General features: G+C 46.8%; 15 protein-coding genes and 4 pseudogenes. 7 read left to right on the plus strand and 12 right to left on the minus strand.

The window, feature by feature from the left end; all coding sequences use genetic code 11:
* Window positions 1-1,008, plus strand: a pseudogene (locus tag TZ48_RS26065) (amino acid permease); the annotation flags it as partial.
* A gap of 64 nt (window positions 1,009-1,072) precedes the next feature.
* On the opposite strand, the pseudogene TZ48_RS03810 reads toward TZ48_RS26065, so the two are convergent.
* Window positions 1,073-1,716, minus strand: a pseudogene (locus TZ48_RS03810) (DsbA family oxidoreductase).
* 119 nt (window positions 1,717-1,835) lie between these two features.
* On the opposite strand from TZ48_RS03810, the gene TZ48_RS03815 reads away from it, so the two are divergent.
* Window positions 1,836-2,204 carry a winged helix-turn-helix transcriptional regulator gene (locus tag TZ48_RS03815; protein WP_112478309.1) on the plus strand — a complete coding sequence of 123 codons (369 nt, stop codon included), beginning with the start codon at window positions 1,836-1,838 and terminating at the stop codon, window positions 2,202-2,204.
* A gap of 65 nt (window positions 2,205-2,269) precedes the next feature.
* Here TZ48_RS03815 and TZ48_RS03820 read toward each other — a convergent pair whose 3' ends face one another.
* Window positions 2,270-2,809: a peroxiredoxin family protein gene (locus TZ48_RS03820; RefSeq protein ID WP_112478310.1), complete on the minus strand. Its 540-nt coding sequence runs from the start codon at window positions 2,807-2,809 to the stop codon at window positions 2,270-2,272.
* Between the two features lie 233 nt (window positions 2,810-3,042).
* On the opposite strand from TZ48_RS03820, the gene TZ48_RS03825 reads away from it, so the two are divergent.
* Window positions 3,043-3,849: an MFS transporter gene (locus TZ48_RS03825; protein ID WP_476723311.1), complete on the plus strand. Its 807-nt coding sequence runs from the start codon at window positions 3,043-3,045 to the stop codon at window positions 3,847-3,849.
* A 35-nt stretch (window positions 3,850-3,884) separates the two neighbouring features.
* Window positions 3,885-4,223 (plus strand): hypothetical protein, encoded by a 339-nt coding sequence (locus TZ48_RS26595; protein WP_476723312.1) that lies wholly within the window; start codon window positions 3,885-3,887, stop codon window positions 4,221-4,223.
* Window positions 4,224-4,426: 203 nt separating this feature from the next.
* On the opposite strand, the gene TZ48_RS24705 is transcribed toward TZ48_RS26595, so the two are convergent.
* The 7 genes from TZ48_RS24705 to TZ48_RS03855 form a co-directional block, all read right to left on the minus strand.
* Window positions 4,427-5,770: an eCIS core domain-containing protein gene (locus TZ48_RS24705; RefSeq protein ID WP_239670692.1), complete on the minus strand. Its 1,344-nt coding sequence runs from the start codon at window positions 5,768-5,770 to the stop codon at window positions 4,427-4,429.
* Window positions 5,771-5,981: 211 nt separating this feature from the next.
* Window positions 5,982-6,323 carry a TOBE domain-containing protein gene (locus TZ48_RS24710; protein ID WP_239670693.1) on the minus strand — a complete coding sequence of 114 codons (342 nt, stop codon included), beginning with the start codon at window positions 6,321-6,323 and terminating at the stop codon, window positions 5,982-5,984.
* Window positions 6,323-7,084 carry an ABC transporter ATP-binding protein gene (locus TZ48_RS03835; protein ID WP_239670694.1) on the minus strand — a complete coding sequence of 254 codons (762 nt, stop codon included), beginning with the start codon at window positions 7,082-7,084 and terminating at the stop codon, window positions 6,323-6,325. Before TZ48_RS03835 ends, TZ48_RS24710 begins: the two co-directional genes overlap by 1 nt.
* Window positions 7,081-7,839 (minus strand): glycerophosphodiester phosphodiesterase, encoded by a 759-nt coding sequence (locus TZ48_RS03840; protein WP_112478311.1) that lies wholly within the window; start codon window positions 7,837-7,839, stop codon window positions 7,081-7,083. The genes TZ48_RS03835 and TZ48_RS03840 overlap by 4 nt, the downstream gene beginning before the upstream one ends.
* 16 nt (window positions 7,840-7,855) lie before the next feature.
* A complete protein-coding gene (locus TZ48_RS03845; protein ID WP_112478312.1) occupies window positions 7,856-8,692 on the minus strand; it encodes a carbohydrate ABC transporter permease in 837 nt (278 codons plus the stop codon).
* The gene (locus tag TZ48_RS03850) at window positions 8,679-9,548 is read right to left on the minus strand and encodes a carbohydrate ABC transporter permease (protein WP_112478313.1); all 870 of its coding nucleotides are present in this window, start codon (window positions 9,546-9,548) and stop codon (window positions 8,679-8,681) included. The genes TZ48_RS03845 and TZ48_RS03850 overlap by 14 nt, the downstream gene beginning before the upstream one ends.
* 58 nt (window positions 9,549-9,606) lie before the next feature.
* Window positions 9,607-10,839 carry an ABC transporter substrate-binding protein gene (locus TZ48_RS03855; protein WP_162674480.1) on the minus strand — a complete coding sequence of 411 codons (1,233 nt, stop codon included), beginning with the start codon at window positions 10,837-10,839 and terminating at the stop codon, window positions 9,607-9,609.
* A 247-nt stretch (window positions 10,840-11,086) separates the two neighbouring features.
* On the opposite strand from TZ48_RS03855, the gene TZ48_RS03860 reads away from it, so the two are divergent.
* Window positions 11,087-11,962: a MurR/RpiR family transcriptional regulator gene (locus TZ48_RS03860; RefSeq protein ID WP_162674481.1), complete on the plus strand. Its 876-nt coding sequence runs from the start codon at window positions 11,087-11,089 to the stop codon at window positions 11,960-11,962.
* 276 nt (window positions 11,963-12,238) lie between these two features.
* On the opposite strand, the pseudogene putP reads toward TZ48_RS03860, so the two are convergent.
* The 3 genes and pseudogenes from putP to putA form a co-directional block, all read right to left on the minus strand.
* A pseudogene (gene putP / locus TZ48_RS03870) lies at window positions 12,239-13,731 on the minus strand (sodium/proline symporter PutP).
* A 91-nt stretch (window positions 13,732-13,822) separates the two neighbouring features.
* Window positions 13,823-14,511: pseudogene (locus tag TZ48_RS03875) on the minus strand (1-pyrroline-5-carboxylate dehydrogenase).
* 12 nt (window positions 14,512-14,523) lie between these two features.
* Window positions 14,524-17,661 carry a bifunctional proline dehydrogenase/L-glutamate gamma-semialdehyde dehydrogenase PutA gene (gene putA, locus TZ48_RS03880; protein ID WP_112478318.1) on the minus strand — a complete coding sequence of 1,046 codons (3,138 nt, stop codon included), beginning with the start codon at window positions 17,659-17,661 and terminating at the stop codon, window positions 14,524-14,526.
* Window positions 17,662-18,460: 799 nt separating this feature from the next.
* On the opposite strand from putA, the gene TZ48_RS24715 reads away from it, so the two are divergent.
* Window positions 18,461-19,165, plus strand: coding sequence for a hypothetical protein (locus TZ48_RS24715; RefSeq protein ID WP_239670695.1), 705 nt, complete (start codon window positions 18,461-18,463; stop codon window positions 19,163-19,165).
* 176 nt (window positions 19,166-19,341) lie between these two features.
* Window positions 19,342-20,064, plus strand: coding sequence for a hypothetical protein (locus TZ48_RS24720; protein WP_239670696.1), 723 nt, complete (start codon window positions 19,342-19,344; stop codon window positions 20,062-20,064).
* Window positions 20,065-20,162 lie beyond the last annotated feature (98 nt).

Below are 20,162 nucleotides of genomic sequence, written 5' to 3' on the forward strand. Positions count from 1 at the left end.
TTTATGCGCTATTTTATGCCGCGTTTATTGGTATTCATCTATTTGGGGTCGGTGAGGCGCTCAAGGTTATGATGGTGATTAGCGGTCTCGCCGTTCTCGCTATCATACTAACCGCTGTTGCACTCGTTGGTCACTTTGATGCTAGTAACCTATTTGACATCGCACCAACCACCGCAGAAGCGACTGAAATCCTACCTTTTGGTTGGTATGGTGTTTGGGCTGCATTGCCCTTTGCGATGTGGCTGTTCTTGGCCGTTGAAGGGGTTCCGCTCGCCGCTGAAGAAGCTAAAAATCCCGCAAAAGACGTACCAAAAGGTATTATCGGCGCGATGGTATTCCTACTCGTCACTGCAGCACTCGGTTGTCTTTTTACTTGCGGGCGCTGCGGGATCAGAGCTGATAGGCGCAAGTGCGGTACCGCTGGTCGATGCGCTAAAAGTGACAAACAACCCAACGCTTGCAACCTTGGTGAACATGCTTGGACTGGCAGGTCTTATCGCTTCGTTCTTCTCAATTGTTTACGGTTATAGCCGCCTTGTTTTCGCCTTGTCGAGAGCTGGGTATCTACCGAAAAGCTTATCCTTAACTAGTAAAAACAAAGTGCCATCTCGCGCTTTGATTTTCCCGGGCATCTTTGGTTTTGCTGTGTCTCTTACAGGTGAAGGTGATCTGATACTGGCTATGGCTGTCGTGGGCGCGACGGTGTCCTATGCCTTAATGTCTCTTAGCCACATCTTGCTGAGAGTGAAGCAACCAGATCTTGAGCGTCCGTATCGCACGCCGGGCGGGGTTGTTACCTCTGGGATCTCACTCATCTTATCGCTAGTCGCACTTACAGGTGTGTATGCGTTTGACCCATCGGCGTTCTATATGACATTTGGACTGTTTGTCATTGGTGGGGTTTACTATGGCCTTTATAGTCGCAACAACTTAGTCGCATCGAGTGCTGAAGAAGAGTTTGCAATGTTGTCCGTCGCGGAGCAGGAACTCAATACTGATGTAGGTTAATGTCAACAAGGGTCAGACATCGCATTCACAATGCCTGACCCTCTTAATTCATTTGACCAGCTACTTATTGAGCAAGTAATTCTTGCAATACCTGCTTATATACCTCAACCGGCTGTGCGCCCGTCAATGCACTTTGACGATTAAATACCACCGTCGGCACCGAGCTGATTCCTAAGTTCTTCCAAGTCTCTTCCGCTTGCTGCACTTCAAGGCGAGCATTTGGATCATCTAGACGGCAATTGCACTGTCGCTGTCCAGCCCAATAGCAGCAAGTTCGTTTGCTAGCACTTCTCGATTGCTGATATCTTTTCCCTCTCCGAAGAACGCGCTGAACAAACGGAGTTTCAAATCTGTTTGTTTACCTTGCTCCTTGGCATACTCAAGTAAAATATTTGCTTCAAAAGTGTTGAGCATCTTCATCTCATCGCTGTAGTCAAAGGTAAACCCAACCTCTTGACCTAACTGAGTCAACTGCTCACGAGTGCGAATGCTGTCTTCTTTTGTGGTTCCGTATTTTTCTGCTAGGTGCTCACGCAGGTTTTGACCTTCCAATGGCATATGAGGGTTCAGTTCAAACGGCTGCCACTCAAGATCAATACGATCCTCAACACCCAGCTCTCTAATCGCTTGTTCCAAGCGCTTGTAACCGATGATGCACCATGGGCACACCACGTCCGATACCACATCCAGTTTGATTGTTTGGCTCATAATGACTTTCTCTTTGTTTTATTCGTTTTATTTGATTGAATTTTTAGTTACCAGGTATATTATGGTGACCTAAATATCGGTTTCAACCAGTTACCATTTGGTGACCTAGGAGCACTATCGTGGAAAGCCAGATCAAAATTGATAATCGTGGCCGCAAGTCTGTTGAAAACGCCTGTTCAGAGCCCTGCGCAATAGAGAAAGGCATGCGTCTGATTGGTGGCAAGTGGAAAGGATCTATTATTTATCATCTCAAAGATGGTCCGGTTCGTTTCAATGACCTAACGCGCCTATTGGGCGGTGCCAGTAAGAAAATGGTCGACCAAAGACTGAAAGAACTTGAACTGGAAGGCATGGTAAACCGCAAAGTCATCAGTGACAGACCCATCGCCGTAAGCTACGAGCTGACCGAATTTGGCCGAACTGCGCTGAAGATACTTGATGATCTTCGCGTATGGTCTGAGACCTACGACATTCAAATCCGCTCATGATATAAACGTATGAACGACAAAGGGGAGCATGATGCTCCCCTTTGGTTTTTCTATCGTTCTGCGAATTAGTAGTCGAGAGTTCCGCGAATTGGGTAGTGATTATTCGGATCACGGATCCAAGCGAGACCGCGAGATAACGCGCCTAATTCCGGCCTAACAAACGGGTTGTTTGAGATGTCGACAACATGCAAGTTTCCGTGCTCATTCACCACAAAGAGCCCAGGCTCTGCAAAATTGTGGTCCGTTTCCTGCTCGGAGCGCGGCAATGAGATATACAGGCCGAGCTGCTTCATTTGCTCTTCCGTCAAACCGTAAGCAAGTGGGAAGCTAACATCGAGCTTCTCTAAATGCTGCTCTAACTGCGCTTTTGAGTCTCCTGACACCGCCAAAATATCCACACCTGCATCGGCAAATGCCTGTTTGTAGGATTCCAGCTCATTGAGGTATTTCGTACACAGTGGGCAGTGTTTGCCACGATAAACGAACACCGCTTGCCACGTTAAACCGCCTTTGGGCTCTCCAAGCGTTACCGATGTGCCATCCAACAAGGTGGCTTGTAGTGAGGGAAACGCATCGCCCGCTTTAAGTTTTACCGATGTAGACATACTTACTCCTTAGCACACGTTTTTCAGATCGCTTTTGATTGTGGGTCGAGATCTCTATAACTTCAAGTAGTTAACTTTTGGTAACCTACCCAAAATATTCTTTTGCCAAATTTGCAAAAATCATTTGTAACAACCGCTATTTTTTACAACCATACTTTCTTCAATAATGCGCCCAACAAAGCGAAAGCCGTTCAGGTCTGTAGCCTGCAACTGCGAATTATTGGAGAAATATAATGCCTATTGCACTTTTTGCATTAACTCTCAGTGCCTTTGCTATCGGCACAACAGAGTTCGTTATTGTTGGGTTAATCCCAACTATGGCCGCTGATCTGGGCGTATCACTGCCTTCAGCGGGTTTATTAGTCAGCTTATACGCGCTTGGTGTTGCGGTCGGCGCCCCCGTCCTCACAGCCTTAACTGGTAACTGGAAGCGTAAGTATGTTTTGCTTGCTGTGATGAGTTTGTTTGTTGCGGGTAACCTTTTAGCTTGGCAAGCGCCTGGCTACAATACACTTGTTCTCGCACGCATACTGACAGGTCTTGCTCACGGCGTATTCTTCTCCATTGGCTCAACCATTGCGACAGGCTTGGTTTCTAAAGAAAAAGCCGCGAGCGCTATCGCCATTATGTTTACTGGTCTGACTGTTGCTCTAGTAACAGGTGTTCCGCTTGGCACATACATTGGACAAACTCTTGGTTGGCAAACCACGTTCTTGGTGGTTGCGGTACTTGGATTGATTGCCCTGATTGGCAGCGCTTTCCTTGTTCCTAATAACCTAAAACAGCCACCAGCGGCAAAACTATCAGCGCAAATGAAAGTACTGGCGCAGCCTCGTCTGCTTCTGGTGTACGCAATTACTGCACTGGGCTATGGTGGTACGTTTACCGCGTTTACTTACCTTGCACCGATCTTAGAGCAAGTATCAGGTTTTGACTCCAGTGCCGTCGGCTTAATCATGTTGGTCTATGGGGTTTCTGTTGCTATTGGTAATATCTGGGGCGGGAAAATGGCGGATTCTATGGGCCGATTAAAGCCCTAACAATTATCTTCGCAGGTCTTGCTGGCATACTACTGGTGTTCAACTTTACGGCAGTCAACCCTATTGCAGCCGTCATCACTATCTTGGTATGGGGTGCGTTTGCCTTCGGTAACGTCCCAGGATTGCAAGTTTATGTAGTGAAGCTCGCTGAGAAGTATGCTCCTGATGGCGTTGACGTTGCTTCTGGTTTAAACATTGCGGCCTTTAACGTTGGTATCGCATTAGGCTCTTGGGGTGGCGGCCATATTGTCGCTGAAGCAGGGCTCATGCATACCCCTTGGGTTGGAGCGGCAATCGTCATAGTTGCACTGTTCCTAACACGCCTTAGTGGTGCTCTTGATAAAAAACAGAGCGCAATCCCAAGCGTGGCATAGATCAAATCTAAGGGGCTCACTTTATGGGAGCCCTTGTCGTTTCTGTATTTATAAAAAGGGCTTACCCCAACCTATCATCACTTGGCTGTGTTCAGTGATCATTAAAAAGTACATACCTAAGCCAACAACTCATCAGGTATTGTTCGACCTTGTTTATTTCGGTTTAAAGGCATCACGCTCTTTGTTGAAATCGGCTTTGCTCATCAAGTTGTATTTAGCGCGCCGACAAAAAAGCCTTTAATATGAGCTTCGATATCGTTAAGGTGATTATTTCCCACTTTCCAAATACCTTTAGAGGCATGACTGGCTTGAGCACTGTAATGCATCGCTTCAGAGCGCGGGATCCTCACATTTTCTTGATTTACAGCCTTGTTGCCGTGTAACACTGCTGCTTGTTTCTTGATCTCTGCATTTATTTTTATCGCTTCTTTTTTCAACTCAGGGATCTTGTCGCTGCCTGCATTCAGCGTTCCATCATCCTGAATAAGGTCATATATCGCTTTACACTGAGTCGCCATTTCTGACAATTTCGCCGTTGTTTTTTGGGCAGCATCAATTTGACTATCCGTTAGTGCTCTTACATCAGAATTGTGCTCTTCTACCATGGCTTTATATCGATCAGCGACACCACCACCTATGGTTCGAATCGCCGACTCCACACGCTCTCTGAGCATTTTTGCTTCATCTTTCACGGTATGATCCAGCTGCGGCAAGAACTTCCCGCATAAAGAATCTACAACCTCTACCCCTTGTAAGAACTGCAATCTAACTGGATCGCCGCTCTCGCCTTTATTTTTGCCGTACCACACACTAGATTCGGTTACCTTAAACTGAGACTCAGTCCAGTAACTGCCACCAGCCTTTTGAGATGCAAACGCTTTCTCCTTATCTCTAAGTCCCTCGTTCCCTTTTTGTGTGTATTCATCATGCGTTTCACCTGCGACATTCAACACGGCACTACTCAGCTTTGCTTGCACCGTAGTACTGACATTAGCAGCTTTGAGTTGATGTGGCTGATGACTGCTTGGTCCCATCTGTAATGCTTTAGCGCCCATAACGTCAGCTTCACGCTCCAACAATGCATCATCATTGACATTGACCTTACCTTTCATCTGCATTGTTGGTTTCACTCTACCTTGCTTCTGTTGCACGACATGCCAAGCTTCATGAGCCAAGTGTCTCTCTTGACCTGGGCCAATATGAATATTAGTGCCTTGCGCATAAGCGTGCGCTTGAAGCTGAGCTGGCTTGGAGGAGTTATAATGCACTTTCACGTCATCCATCGAGTACCCAGACAGATTTTCTATGCCAGCCTTAAGTTGATGGGGTAAACCAGTTTGGTTACTACTCGATGGCAGTTTGGCTTGCTTCTGAATGCTCGCCTCGGATTGCTGCTGACGCACCATATTTAACCGCTGGTGTGTGGCAACATCAGACCGATTGTCTTGTAACTGAAGTGCTTGCCTATCACCACCGCGCCTAGACTCGCTGAGCGTCAGTGTTCTCTGTGATGGCTTTCGTTGCGCCAATTCTGGATGAGTGCTCATCTATCTGTCCTTAACTACAATATTAGGCTGCCAATCATCAAGCTGACAGCAGCCCTTTATCCTTTATAATTAGCAAGGAGTGTAGAAGAACAAAGCCACGTTTCCAATCTTAAAATATGAAACTTGAAGCTTATCTAAAATCATCATGCAACGTATGTTTATTGTATTGATTTTGAGAGCCTATATGTGCCCCAATCAAACTACTTAAGTGTTAAGCTACTTGCCTTGCCGCATCACCATTTGAGTAAACTCTTCTTTCCGTATTTGCGTCAAACAAAAATGCATCGCTGAAATTAAAGCCGACGTCTATCTCTTGACCTTCCTCTATTTTGTAGCTTCTATCGACACTGAGCAAAAACTTATAGCTCCCAGTTTCGCAATGGATTATGCGCGAACCACCTGTCGTCTCAACCAACTCAACGCGCGCTCGCCAGTAAATCTCTGCGTTTTTACTTGCTTCGATAACTGTCATTTTATCTGGTCGGATACCCAGCAAATAGTTACCTTGAGCAAGATTCGATTCACCCAGCAACCACTTGACTTCGCCGCTCATCAAAGAGCCCGTGTTTTGCAAAACAGTGAGCGGCAAAATGTTGGTGGGTGGGTTACCGATAAACGATGCGACAAATACGTTGGCAGGGTCATCGTAAATCTCTTCAGGCTCGCAAACTGCTGCAACACGCCATCTTTCATCACCGCAATCTTATCTGCCAATGTGAGTGCCTCAATCTGATCATGCGTGACATAAACCGTTGTGTTTCTTAGCTTGCGGTGGAGCTGCTTTATCTGAGCTCGCATGGAGTTTCTAAGCTCGGCATCTAGATTCGACAACGGCTCATCCATTAGATAAATCCCAGCATCTCTGGCAATAGCTCGCCCCATTGCGACGCGTTGACGCTGACCACCAGAAAGCTGTCCCGGTTTTTTATCTAGATGTTCTGACAGCCTCAGCGTTTTTGCGACTTCATCCGCTTTACTATGCCTAGTGGCTTTATCGATGCCTCTTAGCTCAAGACTAAAGGCAATGTTGTCACGCACGGTCAAATGCGGATAGAGCGCATAGTTTTGAAATACGAAGGCAAGGTCTCGATCCTGAGGCTGCACCGTATTCATCCTATGGCCGTTAATCACTAAGTCACCTGCGGAAATGTGCTCTAAACCGGCGATCATGCGCAGCAAGGTCGATTTACCACAACCCGAAGGGCCAACTATGACAATAAACTCTCCGCTCTTGATATCCATGTTCACATCGTGAATGACTTGGTTGCCCTCAGAGTAGACTTTATCTATGTTCTGTAGCGTAATCGATGTCATTTTGAAGCCCCTTTTGGAAATTGGTCTCGCAGTCTCAAAGCCAGATCTGGACGGTCTGTGGTAAACGCATAAACGCCGTAATTAAGCGCTTTTGCAATCGTCTTTGCGCAATGTGCACCGTAGCATCCATACTCCATGCCCTTTGCCTTGACCGCAGATTGAGTCTCTGCTTTTAGCTGACTGACGTGTACTGACACCTCATCGACGTTCATGTCTTTTGCCAGCGTCGCTACTCTCTCTGCCCCTAAAAGATTCGGTAGATTTCTTGCGACTAGCCATATGGTGAACATGGACGGTCGTTTTTCAGCCAGCTCTTGCAGTGTTTCACAGTTAAATGAAGAAATGATGCACTTGTCGGTCATGTTTGTTTCTTCAAGCACCGACAGCACCTTGTCTACAAGTCCCGGATACGGTGACTTGTAGACATCGCCCTTGATTTCGAGCCTTAGCTTGATGTCACTTTCTCGGTACATCTCACACAGCTCAGTTAACGTCAGCATACGCTCGCCACCAGAGTGATTAACTCGAGCCTGAGACACTTCCTGCCACGTTTTTTCGCTTATGGCACCTGTCATGTCGGTGGTTCGATCAAGGGTGGCATCATGATGAACCACCAACACACCATCCTTTGTGGGGTGAACATCGAACTCAACAAGTTCAACCGGTAACGTTAGTGTTTTCTCGAATGCTACGCGGGTGTTTTCACCCCAAAGCAATGTACCGCCTCGGTGAGACGCAATGAATGATTTTGTCATAGTAATAAGTCTTATTTTAACGCTCCCATGCGATGCCACGGACAAGGTGTTTTTCCACAAGTTTGAAGCACAGCAAGGTTGGCAGCATGGTCAATGTCGCCCCTGCCATCACTAGCGGCCAGTTCACAATGCCATCATCAGCGGCGGCCGCATAAAGACGCGATAACGCGATCTGAAGTGTTCTGACCTCCTCACTGTCCGTGGCAATAAGTGGCCAAATATATGAATTCCACTCGCCAAGGAACGTGAACAGCGCCATCGCTGCAATGGCAGGCCTCGATAGTGGGACAATCACCTTCCACAACACCTGTAAATGATTAGCGCCATCCACCCAAGCCGCTTCGTCCATTGCCTTAGGAATGTTCTTGAAGTACTGACGCAAAAAGAAGGTGACAAACCCACTCGCGATAGAAGGCAGGATCAACGTCCAATAGCTGTCTAGCAGACCTACTTTCGCCATGTTTAAGTAGTTAGGAATCAGGCTGATGTGACCCGGCACCATGAGTGTTGCAACCACTAGCCAGAACAAAAACTCCCTTCCCTTAAATTCAATACGGCTAAAAGCATAAGCAGCACATACCGATACCACCAAGCTCAGCACAGTCACCGCTATCGAGACCACAGCGGTATTGAACAAATACAATGGAAAGTTCATATCGCTAAACGCAATCGCATAATTTTCCAGTGAGAATCGAAACTCACCAGCGCTGTATGCATCAAAGGGTATGAGTGATAAAAACACGCCATAACCGATTGGAAAAAGAAACATCAACGCCAGTGCGGTGAGCACAACATTGGATAACGACCAATGTGTTTTCTTCGGTTCAATGAGAGTGAGATTAGCTGCCTTCATAGTGCACCTTCTTACCAATCAATTTGGATTTTACGACGGCCAAAACCAACAGAATGATGAATAGAATGACAGCGAGTGCCGAGCCTTGGCCAATATCGAACAGCACAAAGCCTGTGCGGTAGAGTAAGTTCACCAACATGTCGGTCGCGAACGCAGGCCCACCATTGGTCATCACATTAACAATGGTAAAGATCTGGAATGACTCAACCACGGAAATGATCAGCAAAAAGTAAGTGGTTGGCATGACTAACGGAAAAGTGACTCTGCGAAATACATGAAACTTTTTTCCACCATCGACTTGAGACGCTTCGTAGAGCTCTTTTGGGATCGACTGTAATCCGGCCACATAGATCACCATGTCATAACCCAACTGCTTCCAAGTGTTCACGATGATAATGACCCATAGGGCAAGCATGGGTGACTGAAGCCAAGTCACCTTGTCGACACCAAATATGGCGAGTAGGCTATTGACCAGACCAAAATCTGTCGCAAATATCCAGCTCCAAATAACAGAAATCGCGACTGTCGAGGTCACAGAAGGCAAGAAATACGCGCCTCGTAAAAAACGGATGAGTTTGGTTTCATTGACAAGGAAGTTCGCCAGTAGCAGCGCAAGGCCAAGCCTTAACGGCACAGACACAACCACGAACACAATCGTAATGATCAATGAGTTTCGAAACTCTCCTCCACCAAGTAAATTGCGATAGTTTTCCAGTCCCACAAAAGGCATATCGTTACTCAGGAAGTTCCAGCTATGAAAGCTGTAGAAAAACGATGAAACGATCGGCCAATAGGTAAAAATGCCTATGAGCAATATGCAAGGCAGCACAAACAGATAAGGTGCTAACTTTTTCATTTTAATGATTCATAAAATACAGTAGGAAGGCAGGCGGTAGCCTGCCAAAAAAGAACAGTTAAAGGCGCGATTTGACGCGTTTATCAAATGCTTTGAGGGCTTCATCAGCGCTCTTTTGACCAAGGGCAATCGACTCCCAGATACCTTTCTCTTGAGAGCGAATCCAAGCCATTGCCGGCGGACGAGCACGCCCTTGCGCCACTGGAAGCTGGTCCATGGCAGCGCCAAACTCAGGGTGTTCCTCTATCAGAGCCTTCGAAGATTCCACCTCCAGCGCAGTCTTGTTCACTGGCATATACCCTGTATGTTGGAACCACTTAGCACTTTGATTTTGGGATGCCAAGTACTGCATAAACTGCCATGAGGCTTGCTGCTTTTCTTCGCCAATGTTCGCCATCATACCGACACCGGCACCGCCGATAGGCACACGACATTCAACCGTACATGGCATCGGCAATACCACGAGATCCTCGCCTAGCGCGCGCTTGTAGTCGCCAAGGTTACCCGTACTGTCAAAGTGAATCGCCACACGACCGGAGCTGAAGTGCTGTTTCACCATCTTTTCATCGGTCACGCTCTCTGCAGAAGCGACATGATGCTTGTGGTAAAGGTCACCCATCCATTGAAATGCATCTATTGTGGCCTGTTGATCAAAGCCAGACTCATTGGTGACTGGATTGACCCAATCTCCACCATTTTGCATCACCAACGCAAAGCGGGTGAACTGACTCGGCGTATTGATTCCATAAACATTGCTGTCACCAAGTTTAGACTGAACTGTTTTCGCGACTTCGAGGATCTGGTCGAAGTTGGTCATCTCAGGTACGTCAGTGATTCCCGCTTTCTCCAACAACGCCTTGTTCACATACATGAGTGGTGTGGAAGAGTTAAACGGCATGACATAATTGCCGCCTTTGTAGTTGCCAATTTCTAAAGCAAACGGCTGTAACTCTTCAGTGAACTCACCATTGGCTTGATAATAGCCATTAAGGTCAGTCAGTACTTTTGCTTCTGCAAATACGCCGTACTGAGTCACCTCTAGTACCGCCATATCTGGATTGCGACGAGCAGGGATTGACGCTTGCAACTTGGTAATGATATCGGCGTAGTTGCCATTATAGGTAGCGCTCACTTCTACATCAGAGTGCGCGTTGTTGAAGTTATCGATGATCGTTTGTAACACCGCTTCCGCATCACCTGTCTGGTTATGCCAAAGCTCGACCTGAACCGGTTGTGCAACCGCACTTGCAGCCACAAGTGAAAGAGCTAGAGAAGAAAGACGCAGTTTCATTTCAAATTCCATATCGTTGAAGAACTGCCATGAATGCTAAGTTGATTAGTTGACACTTAAGTTACATTTATCCGCCAATTGCTTGAATCTTGGTTTGCAATTATTGCAAAACAGGCATAACCATCTGATATTAAATCGGTTAGTATTCCGCAACTTTCATTGCACCTGCAATTAACCTGCAATTTGAAACCAAACAGTCACAGTCTCTCGTTACGATAACTCTATGTTTCGAGCGGCTCTCTTTCCAATGAATTCTAAGACACTGACATTTCAATCAAAATTACGTGCGTTATTTGAGCAACTCCTAGTCGATGAAGGCTCTAAACTGACCAAGAAAGAGCTTCGAGCCGTCGACTTTTACCTAAAAAGCCCCGAGCACATAGGTCTCTCAGGCAAAGACGTTGCCCGAGAAATAAAGGTTCACCCATCCACTTTAGTTCGGCTGGCGCAAAAACTCGGATTTAAAGGTCACCCTGAGCTTAAGCGCTATTTAGTTAAGACCACTCAGTCTTTTGAAGATGCGAGAGAAAGGCATCTGCATACCAACAATCAGATGATCGGCAATGTTCTACACGCCACTATCGCCCAAGAAATTGAACACCTTAAGTTAATCACCAGCACACTCAACCAGCAACAACTGGATCAGGTATGTCATCTGATCCTCAGTGCTAAACGAGTCTACGTAAACGGCCAAGACAATACCGAGGGGTTTGCAGAGCACTTTACGCGGCGGCTGATGCGATCCGGTATTGATGCCAAAGAGGTATCGATGAGTCGATCAAAGCTTGCGGAGCGTTTTTCCCTTTCTCAGGGAAATGATGTGCTGATCTTAATTTTCAACAACGAACTTAGCGACAACACCAAGCGCCTTATTTCTCTAGGAAGGAATCTAGGTATGCAAATCATTGGCATCAGCGATTTAAGTTCTATGGTTGTACCAGATGATGTGCATTTGATACGGATCTATCGGGGAGAGACCAAAGGGACAAAGTCGGTCAGTCCATCACTCGTCGTTAGCAATGCGATTATACGCAATCTAACCGCTCTGTCGCCAAATCGAACTCTTCAAGGACTGAAGCGATTTGAACTCATTCGCGCTAGCGTAGATGCACTGCTTCGTTGATAGGTGACTCACTAACCTCTACCCATTTCTAATGCGCGTTATGATGACTATCCAATGGCTGAAACACCCAACTTCGAACACCTACACCCAGTCATATATAGAGGCGACATCGAACTTAAAAGAGTTCGCCCTACCTACCGACAATGATCATAAGTTTGCAGTTGGTATGGCATATTACTTCAAAAATCGCCTATTCGAGTTCAATTTAGATTTAAACTCCCAACAAAAAGCCCCAAAAATCGGGGCTTTAGTAACACACTAGAAATTAGAACTAACTTAATCTAATTCAACTAAGTTCTTCTCAAACGTCGCGTGCTGCGCTTGAACGTCTTTATCAGGGCCGCCCGTCATAGAGCTCACCACCATGATTGAAATCCAAGATAGAATGAATCCAGGAACGATTTCGTAGATATCGAAGATACCTCCAGAAAGCTGTTTCCATACCACGATAGTCACACCGCCAACGATGATACCTGCGATAGCGCCGTTGCGGTTCATACCTGCCCAGTAAAGGCTCAGTAGAATTGCAGGCCCAAACGCCGCGCCAAAGCCAGCCCAAGCGTAAGAAACAAGACCCAATACCGAGCTGTCTGGCGTCATAGCAAGTAAAAGCGCAATCACAGATAGCAGGATAACGCCTACGCGACCCACCATCACCACTTGCTCAGAAGACGCGTCTTTGTTGATGATTTGCTTGTAGAAATCTTCTGCTAATGCTGAAGAAGACACCAAAAGCTGTGAATCTGCAGTACTCATGATTGCCGCTAAAATTGCTGCAAGCAAAATGCCCGCAATCACTGGGTGGAATAACGCGTTCACAAGCAGCATGAAGATCTTCTCACCATCAGCCAGAACGTCACCGCCAGTGTTAGTGATGTACACCAGACCAACTACGCCCACAAGTAGTGCACCAATCATAGAAAGACCAGACCATGCGACCGCGATGCGGCGCGCTGTCGTGAGATCTTTGTTGCTACGTGATGCTTTAAATCGCGCCAAGATATGTGGCTGACCAAAGTAACCTAAGCCCCATGCAACCAATGAAATGATAGCAATTGCCGACAAAGGCTGACCTTTTGCGTCATTCCAAAGTGTCAGTAACTCAGGGTTAATGGCTTCTAGGTCTGCCGTTAGCTGACCAAGACCGCCTTGCATACCAATGACCGGTACAATCATTAGCGCTGCTGCCATGAGTAGACCTTGAACTAGGTCAGTCCAAGACACCGCAAGGAAGCCACCAAATAGCGTGTAAGACACAACACAAACCGTGCCGATAATTACGGCGATTGTGTAGTCTAAGCCGAATACCGTTTCAAACAGTTTACCGCCTGCCACTAGACCAGAACTGGTGTAGAAAAGGAAGAAAAGCAAAATGAAGAACGCAGATACAACCTGAATCACCTTAGAGTTGTCGTTAAAACGACGAGATAAGTATTCAGGAAGAGTCAGAGCGTCAGTCGTAATACTGTAAGTACGTAGTCGTTTCGCGCAGATCAGCCAGTTCAGCCAAGTACCTACCAATAGGCCTCCTGCCAACCAAAATGCCTCAATACCGGCTGCGTAGCATAGCCCGGCAAGCCAAGTAGCAACCACCCACTCATATCTGATGCACCAGCAGAAAGCGCTGCAGGCCAAGGACCTAAAGAACGTCCGCCAAGAAAGTAGTCGCTTGAGTTCGCTGTGCGCTTATAAGCGATCACACCGATAGCAAGCATCATCGCCAAGTAAGCGATAAAAGTTGTCGTAATAGCGAAGCTATTTTGAATCATTATTATTTCCTCATCCTAGAATTCAGCCTCCTAGCCACTTAATGCTGGAGGCTGTTAGGGCGGGGTGGAGCGGGTCCGAAGACCTTAGCCACTAGCTACCAAGTTCAAGCAAGGTAGCGTTGCCCCCACTGCTGTGATGTTGATGGTTCTTGTTCTTTCCGTTATGAACCTCAACACTAGATTCGGATCGTGCGACGTTGGAAGTGACGCCAAATCCGTTTCAGACACCAAAAGACCTATCGCTCCATCGCGATTAGCCAGTTGATGGTTAACCTGCCATTGTGTTTCTTCAGAGCCTACAAGACCGACGACACGTACATCGAAATCGATGAAGGTAGTGGCTTCTTCTAAAGCGACAATCTGGACTAGGTTAGAAGGCAATTGAGAACGCTCAACTGCCGAAATTAAAATTTGATTAAACTTCTCGTTACCAGAGCAAACAATGACGCCATTACCTGCGATTAGCGCAGCTGTTATCTGTGCCACCGCAGCGATTTTGGCTTGCGCATCGATGCTCTCAAGCACAACCAAAGCCACGCCACGACCTGCAGCGTAAAGCTCATTGGTTTCGCCTGTTGGCCCCGGCATCACATGCGGGTTAGCCAGCAGGATATTCGCTTGTTGAACGTGAAACGCCATCACGCTTGCTAGCGTCGCGTTCAGCTCTGCCATATTGCGCTGAACAGAAAGTAAGCACTCACGCTGCTCAGCAAAATCGGTAACATTCCAGCTCTCCCATGCATTCAAAACATCAGAGAAAATTGTTGCGTTATTAACCATGACTCTTTCTCCTTACTTTGAAATGGAAGCGGTGCTGTTGACGACATCGGTAAAGCGATACAGATAGTGAGGACCACCAGCTTTTGGCCCCGTACCCGACAGACCTTGTCCACCAAACGGTTGAACACCAACTACCGCACCCACCTGATCTCGGTTGATGTAGCAGTTACCGACACGAACGTGTTTCTCGATCCATTCGTACGTAGACTCGTTACGGCTGTGTACGCCAAGTGTAAGACCAAAGCCGGTCGCATTGATGCTGTCGACCACTTTCGGCAGTTCAGACGCTTTAAAACGAACGATGTGTAGGATTGGACCAAAGTGCTCTTCTGTTAGAACCGAGATATCCGAGATCTCAAACGCACAAGGTGGAACAAAGTCGCCCTCTGCACATTCATCATCAAGAGATAGCTGAGCGACTTTCTTGCCTTGCTTAGACATCGCTTCAATATGAGCAAGAAGCTTTTGCTTCGCATTGGCATCAATCACAGGGCCAACATCGGTCGAATGCAGGTATGGCAAACCAACTTTTAGCTCATCCATTGCACCTTGAATCAGGTTGATCACGCGCTCTGCGATATCTTCTTGAATATACAGCACACGTAGAGCACTACAGCGCTGACCCGCCGACGCAAACGCAGAGCGAACCACGTCACGCACCACTTGCTCTGGGAGCGCAGTAGAGTCCACAATCATTGCGTTTTGACCGCCGGTTTCAGCGATAAATGGCACTGGTGCCACTTGACGTGCAGCCAAGGTGCTATTGATGCGCTGCGCTGTTGGTGTCGAGCCAGTAAAGGCAACACCAGCAATCGCGTTATGAGAGGTTAGAGCATGACCGACATCTGCGCCGCGACCTGTAATAAGCTGAATTGCGCTTGCTGGGAAGCCCGCTTCAAGCATCAGCTCAACCGCACGCACGGCGATAAGAGAAGTTTGCTCTGCAGGTTTAGCAACTACGGTATTACCCGCCACCAAAGCGGCTGTCACTTGACCTAAGAAAATAGCCAATGGGAAGTTCCATGGGCTGATACAAACAAACACACCGCGACCACCGCGAGTCATTGACTTGGATTGACCATCAAAGCCAAGTACCGATTGTGTCTTGAAAATATGTGGCTGCTTAGCGTAGTAACGACAGAAGTCGACCGCTTCGCGCACTTCGTCGATGCTATCGTGAATGGTCTTGCCCGCTTCTTGATGACAAATCGCCACCAGCTCGTGCAAATTCTCTTCTAGCTTGTCTGCTAGGTTAAGTAAGCACTGACTACGCTCGGCATAAGGAAGCGTTGACCAAGATGCGAACCCTTCCTCTGCCACCTTGATAGCTTCGGAAACATGATCAAGGTTAGCCATAGCGACCTGACCAACGACAATTCGACGATCATACGGTGCGGTAATCGTATCTACTGCAGCGCCTGCCTTGATCATGCTTTCGTATTGGGACTGTCCATTGATGATTGGTGCACCCTGCCACTGCTTGCTACGGAATACATCCACTTTGTGTTCGTACTCTTTCACTTCGCTCTCGATATCCACGTTGACGCCAATCGAGTTTTTGCGATCGCTAAAGATCGCTGGTGGCAGTGCAATATTGGCGTTGTGCAAGGTGTCGTTCGCGTTGAGCGCATCGACTGGATGAACAGTCAGGCTTTCAACTGGGCAACGAGCATCCACTAAACGGTGTACAAAGCTGCTGTTCGCACCATTTTCTAGCAGTCGGCGTACCAGATATGGCAGCAGATCTTTGTGGCTACCCACTGGTGCATAGATTCGAACCGGTTGCTTATAAGTGTCCATCACATGGTCATACAGGGAATCACCCATGCCATGTAGACGTTGGAATTCATAATCTGTGTGCTGCGCCATAGTCGCAATTGCGGTCACTGTGTGCGCATTGTGGCTCGCAAATTGCGGGAAGATGTTTCCACGCACATTATCACTGAGAAGGAAGCGAGCACAGGCTAGGTATGCCACGTCAGTTGCTTCTTTACGGGTATAAACAGGGTAGTTGTCGTAACCCGCTTGCTGAGACCACTTGATCTCGCTGTCCCAATACGCGCCTTTCACAAGACGAAGCGGGATCAAATCGCCGTGCTGTTTCGCGAGTGCATTGACCCAAACCAGTACCGGCAGTGCACGTTTAGAATACGCCTGAATAACCAGACCAAATTTACCCCAGCCTTTAGCAACATCGCTGCGGTACACCTTTTCAAATAGCTTGAGAGAAAGCTCAAGACGGTCGGCCTCTTCCGCATCAATAGTAATCGCAACATCAAGTTCGCGAGCGCGAGTCAGTAGTTGAGTCAGCGTATCGCATAGCTCTGTTAGCACGCGCTCTTCATTCGCCACTTCATAGCGAGGATGCAGTGCAGAAAGCTTAATGGAAACAGACGGCGCAGGACTGGTATCTAAACCGTATTTGTCACTGCCAACCGCTTCAATTGCCATTAGGTAATCTTTGAAGTACTTATCGCCATCCGCTTTGGTGAGCGCCGCCTCACCCAACATATCAAACGAATAGGTAAAGCCGCGGTCGCGCATCTTCTTACCGTTCTTCTGCGCTTCGCCAATACTGCGACCTAATACAAACTGATGACCCATGACCTTCATTGCCTGATACATGGCTTTACGAATCACAGGTTCAGAGAATTTGTTCACCAAGCGGTTCACCGCTTTCGCTGGGCTTTGAGATTGTGAATCTGACAAGCCAACCACCTTGCCCGTCAGCATCAAGCCCCAGGTTGATGCATTGACAAACACAGAATCAGAATTCTTTAGGTGTGACTTCCAATCAGCGACGCTGAGCTTGTCGCGGATAAGCGCATCTGCCGTTGCAGAATCTGGAATACGCATCAAGGCTTCCGCAAGACACATCAGCAAAATACCCTCTTGAGTATCTAAGCTGTACTCAAGCAGCAAGGCATCGATCATCTGAATCGCATTTTTGTCAGCACGAATGGCTTCAATGAGCTGGGTGGTTTTCTGTGGGATCTGCTGGGCTTCATCACCTTGCGGTGTGGCCAGAGGTAAAAGCTGTTTCAACCATTGAGACTCATCCACCATATAGAGTGGAGAGATCAGTGACCAGAGCTGTTCAAGCGGCTGCTCAACAAACTCCGTTTTTAGCACATCTGTTGCTGTAAACATGTGTGTTCCTCAATCTCTACTCAGCCGAAAAACATCGACTGGACTACTGCAATGGCAAGCAGTGTATTTTGAGCGCTTGAGAATTACTTGTCAAAAACTCCGAGCTTTTTGCTGATTCCTACGCTTATTAACAAAATTAATACAAGGTCACACCCAAAATGACAAGATGAGAGGTTATAAAATGAAACCAATTTAACATTTACTGTTGTGGCACATGCTATAGGTAACTTACTACAGAACATCTTCTATGAGCCATTTCGAATTCTCACCCATTTTTTGTATTACAATTAATACAGCGATGGCGCTCTATTTACTCTGTTCCACAGCCATAGCATATAACCGCTTCTCCCATATTTCTCACAAACCTTTCTTTTTCCTCCCTCTTTATCCTCAAAAAAGTCAATATAAACGATCATTTATTTGACTTACCTTCTCTTATTGACACTATAAGACTATCCATAACGTCAGTTTCGTCACAAAAATCGTATGATTTATCGCCACTTCAGTGACTGCAATCAAGCAACCAAATGTTACAGCTAGCAACATTTATATTTATAATACAATAATATTGAAATCCAATATCAAGGGACATGAAAGAGAGTTCAATTATGCGAGTATCCAAAATTGCAGCAGCGGTCACCCTCTCAACGGGGCTTCTGATGGGTTGTAACCCTGAAGTAATCAACGAAGGCACTGAAGGTTCTGATAATGGTGGGGGCACAACACCAACATCAAAACTGGCGGGGGCTATTGGCAGCTTACAGGGGAGGGAGACATTGCAGCGCAGTCTGGCTCTGATTTGCCTAATATATATGTCTTCGATGGAACAACTCAGCGCTACTACGATGATGATAGCAATCATGGCATTTACACCATTTATACGACAAGTTTTACTGATGACCTCGTTGATGAGAACATTTCGTTCACCTACTACGGTAAAGATGGTGAGACTGTAGCGACGGGCTCTTATCTGGTTGAAAATGGTGTTTTGACGGTTAATACAGATGTCTACGGAACGCTTTCTGGTACAGACCAATCTGAAAATACAGCGGTTGCTGATGCAGTAAATATCGCCAACGAAAACGCAGGATTTAACAACTCTGTTCAAATCCAAGACACGTTAGGTGAAGACGCCGTAGCTCCAGCTAAAGCGGATGTTGGCGAACTTCGTCTCAAACTTTCTGACAAAGCCACAGGAGCAACAGTCACCAGTATTGCATCAGGTCGACTCACTGTAGATGTCATTTATCAAGAAGATGAAGACTCACTTCAAGATGCAGATGGTACAGGTGACAATGCTTACATCTCTCTTTTCACCAATGGCACGTCCAATAAAAACCTCTACGGTGAAGTCATCTTAAGTGAGGGTAAGATACAGTACCGAGGTGCCGGTGTCAGCGGTATAAGCGGTGGGTCAATCACTGATGCCGGGGCACATTTACAAATGGTAAAAAGCTTGCCGTTGAAGTTACATGGGGTAACGACGAGTTTAAGTTTAAGGTAAACGGTGAAGAGTTTATTGGCGAAATCACTGAGAACGCCCCGGTTACGGTTATTTCACTTAAGATTGGTGATACAAATAACACGACAAATTTTGAGCTTGTTGGTGACAATCTAGCCGTCTACTCAAATGATAGCGATACCGAAACACTGATATTTGCAGATGATTTCGATAGCTACATGGTAGGCCAGACTCTAAAAGACAACCCTTATAATGACAACACGTCAGAAGCAACGGTTATTGGAAATGGTGATGCCACAAATCCAACAGAACCAACAGAACCAACAGAACCAACGGATGTTACTGATGATTTTGAATCTTATACAGTAAGCGACCTAATTAGCGATGCAAGCGGCGCTTGGACTACAGCCAACATCAAAGATGACGCTGATGGTGCAACAACCGCAGAAGTTTCTGTTGACCCGGCAAATAGCGAAGAGAAGTCTCTGTACCTGGAAGACAAAAACTCGGCGACTAAGCCATTTGCGATGCGTGCATTTACTGCTCCGGCAGTTGCAGGTTCGGTATCTGTAGATGCGTATTTCCCATCGACTAACACTAAGTCTACGTACATCAACATTGGTGACGGCAAGAACAACTCAGATCGTTACTTCGAACTGAATCAGTCAGGCACTAAGTTGAAATATGAAGCGGGTAGCGATGATGTCGAGATTGCGAGCGACATTACTCTTGATACGTGGCACTCATTCACTATTTCGTGGACAGACGCAGGACTAGTCACTGTCACTATGAATGGTCAAACAATCGCAACTGACATTGATCAAGCGACGACAGGACTCGATTCTAGCATCGTACCTTCACAGCTAACGCTTTATACAGGTGACAACAGCAGCACAGTCAACTCAGCCTACTTCGATAACGTAGATTCTGAACTGTTCTAATTGAACCACATCACCTCCAACCGGCTCGGCATTACTGCCGAGCCTTTTTAAGATTTCTAACTCCACACCAACATTGTAAGTAATAAGCAAAGCTGCTT

The sequence above is a fragment of the Vibrio variabilis genome (assembly GCF_003263785.1).
Classification (GTDB): Bacteria; Pseudomonadota; Gammaproteobacteria; order Enterobacterales; family Vibrionaceae; genus Vibrio; species Vibrio variabilis.